The following is a 13676-nucleotide window of genomic DNA, read 5'->3' as shown; positions in this document are numbered from 1 at the left end:
ACGACGGTTATTTCGTTACTTCTTCTTTTTCTTCTCGCGCTCAATGCCTTCGAGAATCAGCTTGTGCGCGTCCTCGGGGCCGCCCCAGCGCAGGATTTTCACCCACTTGCCCTTCTCAAGATCCTTGTAGTGCTCGAAGAAGTGCTGGATCTGCTGGAGCGTGATGTCAGGCAGGTCAGAGTAGCTCTTCACCTTATCGTAGCGCTGCGTCAGCTTCGACGACGGCACCGCCAAGATCTTTTCGTCGCCGCCGGCTTCGTCTTCCATGAACAGCACGCCGACCGGCCGCACGCTCATGACGGCGCCGGGAATGATGGCGCGGGTGTTGATGATCAGGACGTCACAGGGATCGCCATCATCCGACAAGGTGTGCGGGATGAAGCCGTAGTTCCCGGGGTAACGCATCGGCGTGTAGAGGAAGCGGTCGACCACGAGCGTGCCGGCCTCCTTGTCCATCTCGTATTTGATCGGTTCGCCGCCCACGGGGACCTCGATGATGACATTGACGTCATGTGGTACGTTTTTCCCGATCGAGACCGCATCGATACGCATTCAAGGCTCCGTTGTTGCCGAGGTGACATCGCGCCCGGCAGCGATTTTGGCGCTGTCATACGCGGGCTTGGCCCGCTGATCCATCGCGTTTTTGTGAAATAATGAATCCGGCGATCACCGGCCCAAGTGGCAACGGTATCGACGGATGGAAACGCTGCCGATTCAGGTTTCAGCAGCTCAATTGGTCCAGGCGAAGGCAACCTTGTCGAGCGACTTCGGCCCGAACCGCTCCGAGGAGCGTGCCACCATGCGGCCGCCTAGGGCACGGTAGAACTCGGTGGCCGGATCGTTGTCCGACAGCGCCCACACCACCATGCTTTTCAGGCCGCTCTGCATCAGGTCGCGGCGGGCGGCGGCGAACAGGCGGCGGCCGAAGCCGAGGCCCTGGAATTCAGGACGCAGATAGAGTTCGTAGATCTCGCCGTCGAAATGCAAGCTGCGGGCACGGTTGCGGCCATAATTGGCGTAGCCTGCGATCTTGTCGCCGAACACCAGCACGCTGACGCGGCTGCCCTTGCGGATCGCACTGTCCCACCATTGCGGACCGCGGCGGTTGATCAGCTTCTCCAACTCGGCGCCGGGAATGATGCCCTGATAGGCCGAGCGCCAGGCTTCGTCATGGGTCGACGCCACCGCAGTTGCATCTGCGGCTTTGGCCGGCCGGACTTCGATCAGGGTTGTGCTCATGGACGCGATCAAACCAAGTCGCCGCGCCGGCGGCAAGACCTATCGTTAATTATCGGTTAACCTGTGGACTTTCTGCATCAGTTTTTAACCATGTTGTACCGAAAGAGGACAAGCCGCCGTTCAGAACGGGATCGGCCTGCCATGCGCCGGTGCAAAACTCGCCTGCGGCGCCTAATGAATGCGATGGCTGCGCAAAAAGTCTGGCCGGAGTGATTCGTTCCTCCTGGAGCATGATCCGGAAAAGTGTGGAGCGGTTTTCCGAAAAGATTATGCTCAAACAATAGTCTAAAGCGCGATGATCATTCGTCTTCATCTCATCGCGCTTTCGTGTGACATCGCTGTCGGTGTCCGCCTCCTCTGGCAATTCATGCGGCTCCTCATCACCCCTGCGCTTCTGTGTTTGCTGGCCGTGCTGACTGCGTCACCTCTGTGCGCTCAGACCACGTTTGGCCCCTCCGGAGAGGAGGGCGAACCGTTTCGCCGGCAACAGTGGCGCGTGCCGTCGCCGGATACCAGCATTGCCGCGCATGCGCTGCTGTTTCGCCCTGTCGGCGCCGGCCCGTTCCGGCTCGCGGTCATCGCCCACGCCTCGACGCAGAATGGCTTGCGTCGCGCGCAAATGCCGCGACCGGAATATCGCGCGCTCACGGCGTATCTCGTCGCGCACGGCTTTGCCGTGCTGGTGCCGGAACGGCTCGGTCACGGCGCGACCGGCGGCCACTATGTCGAAGACCAGGGCGGCTGCGACGAAGCGGACTACGCGCGATCGGCCCGCGCAACGGCCGACGAAATCCGGCTCGCGCTGGACTATTTGCGAAAGCAGGAATTCATTCGCAAGGACGCTGCAACGGTGATCGGCCATTCCGCCGGCGGCTGGGGCGCGCTGGCACTCGCCAGCGCCGAGCCGAAGGCGGTTTCCGTCATCATTGCATTCGCGCCAGGGCGCGGCGGCCATGCCAATGATGAGCCGAACAGGATCTGCGCGCCGCATACGCTCCTTGCGGCCGCCGCCGAATTCGGCAAGACCGCGCGCATCCCCGTCACGTGGCTCGTTGCCGCCAACGACAGTTACTTCGCTCCGGCATTTTCTCAAAGACTGGCTGAGGCGTTTGGCGGCGGTGGCGACAAGCTCGACTTTCGTATCCTGCCGGCCGTCGGCAGCGAGGGTCATTGGATGATCGAAACCGAGGCCGGCGTCAAAGCCGCAACCGGCGAGCTCGCGCGCGCGCTGAACCAGGGCAGGCCGGTGGCGGCCAAGAAGCCATGGGACAATCGCTGATGCCTGAATGGCCCGACGACGATGTGATCCTGTTCGATGGCGTGTGCATTTTCTGCTCGCGCTGGGTCCGCTTCGTCGCCGCCCGCGATACGGCGAAGCGGTTTCGCTTCACGCCGGTCCAGTCGGATTATGGGGCGCGGCTCGCGCGCACGTTCGGGATCGATCCGCACGATCCCGATACCAATGCAGTGATCCACGGCGGCGAGGTGTTCATGAAGTCCGATGCCGCGCTGACGGTGCGGTCTCAGCTCCCCGGCTGGGAATGGGTGCGCCGGCTGTTCGCCGTGCCGAGGCCGCTGCGGGATCCCGTGTACAGCCTCGTCGCACGCAGCCGCTATCGCATCTTCGGCAAGGACGATGCCTGTTTTGTGCCCGATGCCGATTACGGGCGCGGGTGATCGACTAGTATCCTCGTCATTGCGAGGAGCGAAGTCACGAAGCGATCCAGAATCTCTCCGCAGAAAGACCCTGGATGCTTCGCCGCGCTCGCAACGACGGAGCTTGCGGTCATGGCCTGCCAAGGGCCGCCAACACTTCCCTGGCCGCTCGCTCGCCGCTGTCGCGCGCGCCATGCGCTGTCGAGAAGAAATTTGGCGAGGTTGCCTCGCCCGCGAAGAACAGCCGGCCATCAACCGGCGCGGCCAGCACGGCGCGATCGCCGGCGTGACCCGGCAGCGCGTGCGAATAGGAGCCGCGGGCGAAAGGATCGTGCGCCCAGCGCGACTCGCGCAGGGATTTTAGCTTGCGGCGGATGTCGTTGCCGAGAAAGCCTGCAATCTCGTCGATGCTATGGGCGGCGAAGGCGCCCTCGCCGGCATCTTCCAATTGACGCGCAAAGCTGCCGCCGAAGAAGCCATCGATGCAGGGCTGCCCGAATGGGCGGATGTGATAGGTGCCCATCGCGGTGCGCATGGTGGCGCCGCGCAGGTTTCCCTCGGTCGGAAAGGCTTCAGCATCCGCGAGCGCCAGTGTCACCTTGTCGTTGACACCGAGCGGCAGGCCCCGTGCGGCATGGAGCTTGGCGGGAAGCGGCGGGGAAAAGCGGATCGCCTCATCGGCAATCAGATTGGTCGGGACGGTGACGATCACCTTGTTCACGGTCATCGTGCCCTGCGAGGTCTGGAGCCGGATGCGCTGACCGGAGTGATCGACCAGCGTGACGTTGCAGCTGAGCGCGACCGGACACGGCGCGCCATAGGCCGCGATCAGCGTTCCATATCCGGCTCGCACGCGCCAATTGAAATACGTGTCCTCGTAGCGCTCCATGTCGAGGATCGAGACTTGATCGAGTTCGCACCCGTTCACATAAGTCGAGACCGCGTCGATCATCGGATTCCAGCGGTTGCCAGGCTCGAGATAGCAGGAGGCCGGCGCGTCCTCGCCGCTTTCCGCGGCCTCCCAGGCGCGTTCGTAGAATTCGTCGATCGCGTCTGCGAAGGCGATGCGCTCGGCTTCCGGAAAGGCGTCGCCATAAGCGCGATCGCCCCAAGGCGGCAGATCCGTGTTGATCTCGAAGCCGAGCTGGCGGGCAATCGCAACGAAGGAATTCTTGTCGGCCGAGTGCAGCCAGCCGCAGCCGACGTCGAAGGTCACGTCAGGCGAGGCCTGCACGGTCCAGGCGCGGCCGCCGAGCCGGTTACGCGCCTCCAGCACGATCACGGAGAGGGCGGAGCCATGCAGCGCATGCGCGGCGCCAAGGCCGGCGGCACCCGCGCCGATGATCGCGACGTCGGCGGAGGAGGGAAGGGAGGTCATGGGCAGGCTCTAGCACGTTCGCCAATTGTCCTGAAGCCGGCCAGGTATGCAGCTCTCGTGTCCCGGACGCGCTGCAGCGCCTGCGCTGCTGCGCAGAACCGGGACCCAAGTCGACGGGTAAACGAAACGAGAGTGCTGGGCCCCGGCTCTGCACCGCATCGCTGGTGCGCTGCGCTGCGTCCGGGGCACGCGAGAGTGGGCTTTACGCCACCGCTTCCTTGGCCTTTTCCGCACGCTTGCGCTCGTTCGGGTCGAGATGCTTCTTACGCAGGCGGATCGACTTCGGGGTGACCTCGACGAGCTCGTCGTCCTCGATATAAGCGAGCGCCTTTTCCAGGGTCATGCGGATCGGCGGGGTCAGGCGCACCGCTTCGTCCTTGGAGGTCGTGCGGATGTTGGTGAGCTGCTTGCCCTTGAGCACGTTGATCTCGAGATCGTTGTCGCGGGTATGCTCGCCGACGATCATGCCGCGATAGACCTTCCAGCCCGGCTCGATCATCATCGGCCCGCGGTCTTCCAGCTTGAACATGGCGTAGGCGACCGCCTCGCCCTGGTCGTTGGAGATCAGGACGCCGTTGCGGCGGCCCTGGATCTCGCCCTTGTAAGGGGCATAGCCGTGGAACAGGCGGTTCATGATCGCGGTGCCGCGGGTGTCGGTCAGAAGTTCGCCCTGGTAGCCGATCAGGCCACGGGTCGGCGCGTAGAACACCAGACGCAGGCGGTTGCCGCCGGAGGGCTTCATCTCGATCAGCTCGGCCTTGCGCTCGCTCATCTTCTGCACGACGACGCCGGAATGCTCTTCGTCGACGTCAATCACGACCTCCTCGATCGGCTCCATGGTGGCACCGGTGGCTTCGTCCTTCTGGAACACGACGCGCGGGCGCGACACCGAGAGCTCAAAGCCCTCGCGGCGCATGGTCTCGATCAGGATGGCGAGCTGCAATTCGCCGCGGCCCGAGACTTCCATCGCGTCCTTGTCGGCGGCTTCGACGACGCGCAGCGCAACGTTGCCTTCGGCCTCGCGCAAGAGACGGTCGCGGATCATGCGGCTCGTCACCTTGTCGCCTTCGGTGCCGGCGAGCGGGGAGTTATTGACGATGAATGACATCGACACGGTCGGCGGGTCGATCGGCTGGGCCGGCAGCGGCACTTCCACGGTCGGATCGCAGAACGTGTCGGCGACGGTGCCCTTGGTCAGGCCCGCAATCGCAACGATGTCGCCGGCTTCGGCTTCATCGAGCGGCGTGCGCTCGAGGCCGCGGAACGCCAGGATCTTGGTGATGCGCCCGGACTCGACCAGCTTGCCGTCGGCATTGAGCACCTTGACCTGCTGGTTCGGCTTGAGCACGCCGGAGGAGATGCGGCCGGTGATGATACGGCCGAGATAGGGGTTGGCTTCCAGGATGGTGCCGATCATCTTGAACGGACCTTCCTCGACCTTCGGCGGCGCGACGTGGCGCAGGATCAGGTCGAACAACGGCTCCATGCCCTTGTCCTTCGGACCCTCCGGGCTTTCGGCCATCCAGCCCTGCTTGGCCGACCCGTAGAGGATCGGGAAGTCGAGCTGCTCCTCGCTGGCATCGAGTGCTGCGAACAGGTCGAACACCTCGTTGATGACCTCGGTCGGGCGCGCGTCGGGACGGTCGACCTTGTTGATGACGACGATCGGCTTCAGGCCGACCTTGAGTGCCTTGGACACCACGAACTTGGTCTGCGGCAGCGGGCCTTCGGCGGCGTCCACCAGCACCAGCGCGCCGTCTACCATGTTCAGGATGCGCTCGACCTCGCCGCCGAAATCGGCGTGGCCGGGGGTATCGACGATGTTGACGCGGGTGTCTTTCCACTGCACCGAGGCCGCCTTGGCCAGAATGGTGATGCCGCGCTCGCGCTCCAGATCGTTGGAGTCCATGGCGCGTTCGGTCACCTTCTGGTTCTCGCGGAACGTGCCGGACTGCTGGAGGAGGCGGTCGACCAGGGTCGTCTTGCCGTGGTCGACGTGGGCGATAATGGCAACGTTGCGGAGGTTCATGAGTGAGCTTCTTTGCGTTCGAACAATGGGTTAAGCGCGATCTCGCCGGTCGGACCGGGACCTCTTCTCGAAACAACGCTGAAAGACTGGAAACGGGCGCTCGCCGCCCAAAAGGGAAGCCCGGCCATATCAGACCGGGCGCCCTACGCGTTGCGGCGCAATATATGCAAAAACAGCCAAAAAACAATGTGTACTTTGGCCGTTGGTTGACTGAATTTTGTCCGGGAATCTCCGGGGGTTAGGCGAATAGCGGCCTTAAGCGCGCCGCCCCTTGATCGCCGCCCAGATCAGGGCAACGCCGCCGATCCCCACGACCAGTCCCAGGAAGACCAGTGGCGCGATGTCGGAGGCGATCCGGCCGTCCTCGACCACCGACATTCCGCCAAAGAGCAGGGCGCAGACACCCGGCAGCAGCATGACCAGCCCGAAGATCGCCATGAGGGCGGTCAGGCAGCCGCCGCGTTTGTTCGCCGGGGCAGGAGGCAGTCCCGGCGGCGGTATGTCGCTGATGCTCATGCTTGCAAGGCTCCTTCGGTCGCCTGTGCAGCGAGAGCCGCGCGAATGCCGTCGATCTTTCCGTTGCGGTAGAACAGATTGTAGGTGTCAAACGGAATGATCGAGCCTTGCTCCGTCACGAAATGGATGCAGCTGCGCTTGACGTTGCCGACGCAGAAATTGAAGCGATCGAGAAACTGCACGATGGTGACGCGGAACACGTTCTCGTAAGTGAGCCCTTCCGGCACCTGAAAGCTCGGCAGGCAACATAGCAGTTCGCAGACGCGTTCGGGGGTGTTGAGCGGGCCCGACGACAGCGAGAAGAGGTCAATAAACTTCTCCTTCAGCACCGGATATTTCTCCGGGCTGATCGTGTTGGGCATGACCGCGACGAGCTGCTCCTGCGGGATCAGCGAGGTCAGCGGCAGCACCTTCTCGCCGTTGCGCAGGCCATAGCCGATCGAGATGCTTTCGGGATTGCAGGGCAGCGGGATCATGTCCTTGTCGCCGAACACGTCGGTCTCGATCACGCGCTTGCGGATTTCCGACAGCATGATGCGGTCGGTGTTCTTGTCGAAATTCTCGTTACGGCCGGCGTCTTGCACCGGCTGCAGCGTGACCCCGCGCACGCATTTCCAGGTGAGCGCGTGGCGAACGATGTCGCCGATCTCCGCATCGTTGACGCCGCGCTTGATGGTTGCGACCAGCGTGGTCGATACGCCATAATGCTCGAGATTCTCCAGCGCCTGCTGGCGGATTTTTCGAAGGTCCGCGCCGCGCAGATTGATCAGCGGCTCGCGCTGCAGCGAATCGAACTGGAGATAGACCTCCAGCCCGCGCTTGTTCTCGGCGAGCCGCGCCACGAAATTCTTCTCGCGGGCGATGCGCAGGCCGTTGGTGTTGATCATGACGTGGCGGATCGGGCGGGCGCGCACGGCGTCAAGGATCTCGAAGAAATCCGGATGCAGCGTCGGCTCGCCGCCGGAAATCTGCACCAGGTCGGGCTCGCCCTCGCTCGCGACCAGCGCATCCAGCATCCTCTCGACCGTTGCGAGCGGCGTGAACCGCGTCCGCGCCGGCGAGGATTCGGCAAAGCACACTGGGCAGGTGAGATTGCAGTGCTCGGTGATCTCGATCAGCGCCAGGCAGGAATGCTGCTCGTGGTCGGCGCACAGGCCGCAATCATAGGGGCAGCCGAATTCCGTACGCTGCTGGAATTGCAGCGGCCGATCACCAGGCTTGATGAAATCCTTGCACAGACGCCAATAGGCCGCGTCCGTCGACACCAGCGTTGATTGGACGCCATGCTGCTTGCAGCGTTTTTCGTACCAGACCTCGTTGCCGAGAATCTGGATCTTGGTCGGCACCAGCTTCAGGCAGGTCTCGCAAAGGGACTGGGTCTGGCCCCAGAAGATATAGGGACGCGACCTACGCAACGGCGCGTTCATGCAGGGATCTCGCTTTGGGCGCCGTCGCCAGCATGAATGCGGCGTAGAGCAGGATGGACAGCGACAGCAGGTGAAACAGCGTGAAGGGGCCGATCAGCGTGCCATAGGGCTTGAGGAATTCCCACAGGAAGCGCTGCGCTCCATAGTAGACGAGCACCAGGTAGAAACCATTGGTGACCACAAACCGGTTTCGGTTCAAGACTGCCAGCACATAGAGAAGCGCGAACACGCCCATGGCGGTGCTCTCATAGAGCTGCACCGGGTGGCGAAGGAGGCCGTCGCCGAAATCATGGCCGAAGGGCAGCGCCGTGGGCGTGCCGTAGGTGAAATCGTCGAGGCCCGCGAAGTAGCAGCCGATCCGGCCGATTGCGATGCCGAGCGCCAGCGGCAGGGCAAAACGGGCGCCGGTTCGCACCGTGATGCCTGCGGACCATTTGTAGAGCTCGATCGCCACGATGCCGCCGGCGAGCGCACCCTCGACCGAGCGCGCAACGCCGCTCTGGCCCGACAGCCACAGATTGGCCGACCCGAACAGGTAGGCGCCGACGCCTGCGCCGAACACCAGGGCGGCGATGTAGGACATTTCGAAGGATTGCGCAGGAAACCGCAAGCCCTGTCGCGACAGCCAGTAGACGGCAGCTGCCGCCGCCAGCCATGCTGCAATATCGAAGACCGTATGAAGGAAAGCCCCACTCATGCGGCGGAGAGTATAGCACGATCACGCCAGAGGAGCGCGCATGTCCTCTCCCATGTGCACTGCCTTCACAAGGGAGAAGGAAGAGGCGAGATTAGGTCCGCTATCCGGCCTCCCGCTCCTCCGTTGGATAGACGCCTCGCAACACTTCCTCGAAGTGCAGCTTCACTGCATCGTTGCAGAGGCAGGCGCGCAGGCGCAGGCCGTCGCGGCTGCGGACGAGAATTGAGCCGCGCCTCGTGTCGAGCACGCCTTCGGCTTTGAACGATTGGAGCACGCGGCTCGCATAGCTGCGTCCCACTCCGAGCAATGTCGCAAGCTGCTCATGCGTCAGCGGCACGCTGCTTTCGCCGCCGGTTCGCTCCATCGCCGCCAAGATCCATTTGGCCGTGCGCTGCTCGATCGAGTGGATGGCGTTGCAGGCGGTCGACTGGAAGATCTGCGCCAGCATGCAATCGGCATAGCGGGCGAAGATGTTGCGCAGCGACGGCGAACGCGTCTTGGCTGCTTCCAGTTTGCCGACGTGAATGCGCGAAAATGGGCCGCCGAACTTCACGCAGATGCGGGTATAGGCCGGCAGAAATCCCTCGCTGACGATGCCGCCCACCGCGCCTTCACGACCGACCAGGATGGTCTCGACGTCGCGGCCATCCTCGTTAGGGACGAGAAAGGTCGCAAGCGAAGGTCCGCAGGGGAAGTGGACGACCTGCACGTCATCGCCGGGATTGTAGAGCAGTTCGCCGGCCGCGCAGTCCTCGATGGTGACGTGCGGCGCGAGCAGGGCGTAATCCGCCGGGCTCAGGCGCCGCAACAGATTGTTGATCGGCCGGCTGTCGACCTCGCTTGTACTGCCGATACGCGCATCCATCGTGAACCCCCCGTGCTCTTTTCCACAATACCTTTCCACAATACCGGGTTCCGTCCGTTTCCTGTGTGCACAAGTGGACAGACGGAAGAACTGTGATGTGGTGGTTTCGTTCCGGGAACCCTCCGATGCGCTGGGCGCAGGCGTTGTGGCGCGGCTGTCCTGATCAGAAAAACCTCTCGCTCCAAGATGCGATCATGGCACCCGCACTTCCCGATGGCTTCCCATATCCTGCCGACGTCCTGGTCGTCGAGGACGATCCGATCATTGCAATCGATTTCGAGGACCGTCTGCTCGGGTTTGGCGTGAGGCACGTGCGCACCGCCGGGTCGGTGACGCAGGCGCTGGACGCGATCGCGAAAGGTGCTCCCGATTTCGCCCTGCTCGACGTCGAGCTGAACCGCGAGAAGAGCTTTGCGATCGCCGAGCGACTGGTGGCGCTGAACGTCCCATTCGTCTTCGTCACCGGCTATGGTGCCGAAACGCGGATTCCGCCCGAATTTGCGGCGCGGCCGCGGCTGCAAAAGCCGTGCTCGAGCGAGGCGCTGGAGGCTGCGCTGCGGACGCGCGATCGCTGAGGTTCAGGCAGATTTCGGGTCGAGCGTGGTCGACCACAGCGCCACGTCGGCCCGGTCGCGCAAGGTCACCGTCATCTGGCCGGAGGCGCCGTCGATCTTGACGTGGCCGAAGAACTGCATCCCGGCAGACGGCGGCAGGTTCTGGCTGTCCTTGCCGGGTGCCTTGACGAAGCGCACCTCCGGCCCAAAGGTGTTGTCGAGCGCGTTCGGACCGAAAGTGCCCGCATGCAGCGGACCCGAGACGAACTCCCAGAACGGCTCGAAATCCTGGAATTGCGCCTTGTTCGGATCGTAATAATGCGCGGCGGCGTAGTGTACGTCCGCGGTCAGCCACACCGTGTTGCTGATCGGCGCCATCTTGATGAAGCGAAGGATGTCCGCGATCTCGAACTCGCGGCCGCGTACCGGGCCGTCGCCTTGCGCAATCGCTTCCGATCCGCCTTTCGGCGTGTCCGCGACGATGAGACTGAGCGGCATGTCTGAGGCGATCACCTTCCAGGTCGCGCGCGAATTCAACAGGCCGCGCTTGAGCCAGGCGATCTGGTCGGGTCCGAGGAAGTGGCTGGCCGGTCCGTATTCCGTTTCCAGATTGGCGCCGTTCGCGCCGCGATAGCTGCGCTCGTCGAGCACGAACACGTCGAGATGCGGGCCGTAGGAGATCTGGCGATAGATCCGGCCCGGCTCAGTGATGCTCTCGCGCATCGGATACATCTCGTGGAAGGCGCGCGAGGCGCGCGCGGCGAGCAGCGTGATGTCGCGGACTTTGTATGACGCCGGCAACTCCTTCGACAGCGACCAGTTGTTGGTGACCTCGTGGTCATCCCACTGCACGAAGATCGGCACGTCGGCATTGAAGCCGCGGAGGTTGTCGTCGGTCAGATTGTATTTGTGCGCGGCGCGGTACTCGTCGAGCGTCTCCGCGACCTTGGCCTTCTCGGGGATCGTGACGTTCTTCCAGATCTTGCCGTCGGCGAGCTTCACCTCGGATTGGACGAGGCTGTCGGCGTAGATCGTATCGCCCGAGTGCAGGAAGAAGTCCGGACGATGCTTGCGCATCGCGGCGAAGGTGAACATGCCGCCGTCGTCGGGGTTGATGCCCCAGCCCTGGCCGGCGACGTCGCCACCCCAGACGAAGCTGACATCGCGGCGGTCGGCCGGCGCGGTGCGGAAGCGGCCGGTCACCGGCTCGCCCTCGACCGCGCTATGCGAGAGATCACGGAAGCGCACGCGATAGAAGATGTCCTGTCCGCTCGGCAGGTTCTCGATCAGCATTTTGGCCGTGAAGTCGCTCTCGGGCAGCGCCGCGATCGGCGGCAGCGCGCGAGCGTCCCTGAACGACTCCGTCGTCGCCACCTCGACCAGCATCTGAGCCGGCCGGTCGGTGCGTGCCCATACCACGCCGCCGTCGACCGTGACGTCGCCTGATTGTACGCCATGGGTGACCGCAGGCCGGTCAGCCGCTCGCGACAGATAAGGCATCGCGATCGTGCCAAGCGCGCCGGCGCTGGTAGTGAGGAAACGGCGGCGTGAGAATGTGATGTTCATGGACGGTCCCGATTTCGCCAGGGACGGGTGCCTTGCGGCAGCCGCCACGATGAAATCAGACCCTATATTGAGACAATGTGACGCAGCAATAACGCGCAGGCGCTACGCGTTGCCGGCGGCTCTGAATTGCGTGCCCGTGCGTGGCGGGGTCTGCGGCAGGCTGAACAGCACCGCCTTACGGTCGGCGACGGCGGCATGGAATTGGTCGAGTGCGATGTTGAAGGCGGTGAGCGCGGCCTCCTCGATCGCACCGTGATCGAAGCAGCGCAGCGTGTCGCGCAAAATCACATCGGCTTCGGCCTGCATCTGGTCAAGCTCTTCGGTCGTCTCGCTCTTGCGGGCCGCCGTGATCATGTCGAGCAGGCGTTCGCGCAAATGGCTGTTGTTGTCGCGCTCGTCCTTCTTCAGATAGCCGGCAAACCAGGCGCCGATCGAGCCCATGGCGGAGAGCGCCATCAGGCTCCACCAGATGTAGTCGCTGTATTTGTCGAGAAACGTCTTTTCCTCGCCGTCAACGAAGGCGGCGGCGCCGGGATGCACGGGGATCACCGCATCCTTGTCGGTGTCGGGCGTCTCGATCTTCGCCGCCAGCGGGAATTCCGTCACCAGTTGCTGGCGCACGGCGAACAGCTGCCGCGTGAATGCCGCGATGGTGGTTTCGGACACAGCTTTGCGCGCCACGATGTGGTGCGCAAAGCTGATGGTTTTGACCTCGTCGTCCGGACGGTCGGGTGAACCGCCATAGGCGCCGGCTGGAATCTCCGCGGATTCGTAGACCGGGTGGTTCTGCGCGATCGCGTCGGCGGAATCGATGGCGAGGAAAGTCGGCGTGCCGCCCTCTTTGACCGATGCAGAGATCGCGTCCGCCGTGATCTTGCTGTTGACCGGGCCGGCCGCGAGGTAGACGTCGGCCTTCTGGGCCTTGATCGCCTCGGCAACCTCGTTGGCCGGGAATTGCACGATCTCGACCTTGGCGGGATCGACGCCGTATTGCTGAAGGATCACCTTGAGCAGGTTGACGTTGGCCTGGGTGCGGCCGACGACACCGATGCGATGCCCGGCGAGTTGTGCCACCTTGGTGATCTTGGCGCCCTTCTTCTTGCCCTTGCCCGCTACGGCCCACAGCACCACGACATTCTTGCGCAGCGTCGCGACCGCCTGCGCGTTCTTCGGCACATCGAGGTCGCCGCGCACGATGGCAAGATCGACCTTGCCTTCCGCGAGGGCATTGGCGCTGGCGGTGGCGCCGTCCGTCTGGATCGGGCGCAGCCGCACCTGGCTCTTGTTCTGCGTGAAAGCCTGGGTCAGCGCCTGCACGACCTTGACGTCATCGCTGCTGGCGGGACCAACCGCGATCTTCAGCGTCACCGGCCGCATCGCGAAGTAGTAACCGCCGGCGAGCGCACCGACGATCGCAAGCACGAGCGCCAGAGACACGAGCGCGGTCTTCCGCGCCGCGGATCGCGGCGAAGGCGGAGAGGGCGTTTCGGCCAGGTTCAGTCCCCCGGTCATCGATCTCCCAAACAGGCGCTTGAGGCTCAGTTTCATCTTCGCCGGCGATTTACGCCCGCAATTGTAGCAAATTTCTTGTCCGGCGGGGTTACATCTCCTTCATGGTTAGCGGGAATGGACGAAATCCCGTATGAACCCCAGGGCTATCGCATGTGGCCGAGGAGCTCAAAAAGAAAGGCATCGTTCCACCCGGCGCGCTTGAGCTTGAGGCGCAAGGAGATGGTGGTGTCAGGGTGA

Annotated in this window: 14 protein-coding genes; 3 read left to right on the top strand and 11 right to left on the bottom strand. The window is 63.6% G+C overall.

What is annotated here, in order from left to right:
* Positions 1-15: 15 nt before the first annotated feature.
* The 3 genes from ppa to IVA78_RS25585 all read right to left on the bottom strand — a co-directional run bounded on the left by ppa (position 16) and on the right by IVA78_RS25585 (position 1603).
* The gene (ppa, locus tag IVA78_RS25595) at positions 16-552 is read right to left on the bottom strand and encodes an inorganic diphosphatase (protein ID WP_158668697.1); all 537 of its coding nucleotides are present in this window, start codon (positions 550-552) and stop codon (positions 16-18) included.
* A gap of 177 nt (positions 553-729) precedes the next feature.
* Positions 730-1239, bottom strand: coding sequence for a GNAT family N-acetyltransferase (locus tag IVA78_RS25590; protein WP_008136728.1), 510 nt, complete (start codon positions 1237-1239; stop codon positions 730-732).
* 49 nt (positions 1240-1288) lie between these two features.
* Positions 1289-1603, bottom strand: coding sequence for a hypothetical protein (locus tag IVA78_RS25585; RefSeq protein WP_247280018.1), 315 nt, complete (start codon positions 1601-1603; stop codon positions 1289-1291).
* Between the two features lie 3 nt (positions 1604-1606).
* Here IVA78_RS25585 and IVA78_RS25580 point away from each other — a divergent pair, with 3 nt between their 5' ends.
* Positions 1607-2518: an alpha/beta fold hydrolase gene (locus IVA78_RS25580; protein WP_247450901.1), complete on the top strand. Its 912-nt coding sequence runs from the start codon at positions 1607-1609 to the stop codon at positions 2516-2518.
* Positions 2518-2916, top strand: a complete 399-nt coding sequence (locus IVA78_RS25575; protein WP_247280020.1) for a DCC1-like thiol-disulfide oxidoreductase family protein — start codon at positions 2518-2520, stop codon at positions 2914-2916. Before IVA78_RS25580 ends, IVA78_RS25575 begins: the two co-directional genes overlap by 1 nt.
* A gap of 109 nt (positions 2917-3025) precedes the next feature.
* Here IVA78_RS25575 and IVA78_RS25570 read toward each other — a convergent pair whose 3' ends face one another.
* From IVA78_RS25570 to IVA78_RS25545, 6 genes are all read right to left on the bottom strand, one after another.
* Positions 3026-4273, bottom strand: coding sequence for an NAD(P)/FAD-dependent oxidoreductase (locus tag IVA78_RS25570; RefSeq protein WP_247280021.1), 1248 nt, complete (start codon positions 4271-4273; stop codon positions 3026-3028).
* 202 nt (positions 4274-4475) lie between these two features.
* A complete protein-coding gene (gene typA / locus IVA78_RS25565) occupies positions 4476-6302 on the bottom strand; it encodes a translational GTPase TypA (protein ID WP_247280022.1) in 1827 nt (608 codons plus the stop codon).
* Between the two features lie 255 nt (positions 6303-6557).
* The gene (locus tag IVA78_RS25560; RefSeq protein ID WP_247280023.1) at positions 6558-6818 is read right to left on the bottom strand and encodes a hypothetical protein; all 261 of its coding nucleotides are present in this window, start codon (positions 6816-6818) and stop codon (positions 6558-6560) included.
* A complete protein-coding gene (locus tag IVA78_RS25555) occupies positions 6815-8245 on the bottom strand; it encodes a radical SAM protein (protein ID WP_247280024.1) in 1431 nt (476 codons plus the stop codon). The genes IVA78_RS25560 and IVA78_RS25555 overlap by 4 nt, the downstream gene beginning before the upstream one ends.
* A complete protein-coding gene (locus IVA78_RS25550; protein WP_247421311.1) occupies positions 8226-8942 on the bottom strand; it encodes a prolipoprotein diacylglyceryl transferase family protein in 717 nt (238 codons plus the stop codon). The genes IVA78_RS25555 and IVA78_RS25550 overlap by 20 nt, the downstream gene beginning before the upstream one ends.
* Before the next feature lie 100 nt (positions 8943-9042).
* Positions 9043-9807: a Crp/Fnr family transcriptional regulator gene (locus IVA78_RS25545; protein ID WP_247280026.1), complete on the bottom strand. Its 765-nt coding sequence runs from the start codon at positions 9805-9807 to the stop codon at positions 9043-9045.
* Positions 9808-10001: 194 nt separating this feature from the next.
* Here IVA78_RS25545 and IVA78_RS25540 point away from each other — a divergent pair, with 194 nt between their 5' ends.
* The gene (locus tag IVA78_RS25540) at positions 10002-10382 is read left to right on the top strand and encodes a response regulator (protein ID WP_247280027.1); all 381 of its coding nucleotides are present in this window, start codon (positions 10002-10004) and stop codon (positions 10380-10382) included.
* Positions 10383-10385: 3 nt separating this feature from the next.
* Here the strand turns inward: IVA78_RS25540 and IVA78_RS25535 are convergent, their stop codons facing one another.
* Together IVA78_RS25535 and IVA78_RS25530 are read right to left on the bottom strand one after the other, a co-directional pair.
* Positions 10386-11927 (bottom strand): alkaline phosphatase D family protein, encoded by a 1542-nt coding sequence (locus IVA78_RS25535; RefSeq protein ID WP_247280028.1) that lies wholly within the window; start codon positions 11925-11927, stop codon positions 10386-10388.
* Between the two features lie 102 nt (positions 11928-12029).
* A complete protein-coding gene (locus tag IVA78_RS25530) occupies positions 12030-13475 on the bottom strand; it encodes a TAXI family TRAP transporter solute-binding subunit (RefSeq protein WP_247280029.1) in 1446 nt (481 codons plus the stop codon).
* Positions 13476-13676 lie beyond the last annotated feature (201 nt).

The organism is Bradyrhizobium sp. 137 (assembly GCF_023074095.1).
Lineage (GTDB): Bacteria > Pseudomonadota > Alphaproteobacteria > Rhizobiales > Xanthobacteraceae > Bradyrhizobium.
Note: the sequence above shows the minus strand (reverse complement) of the source record. Positions and strands in the feature narration are given on the sequence as shown.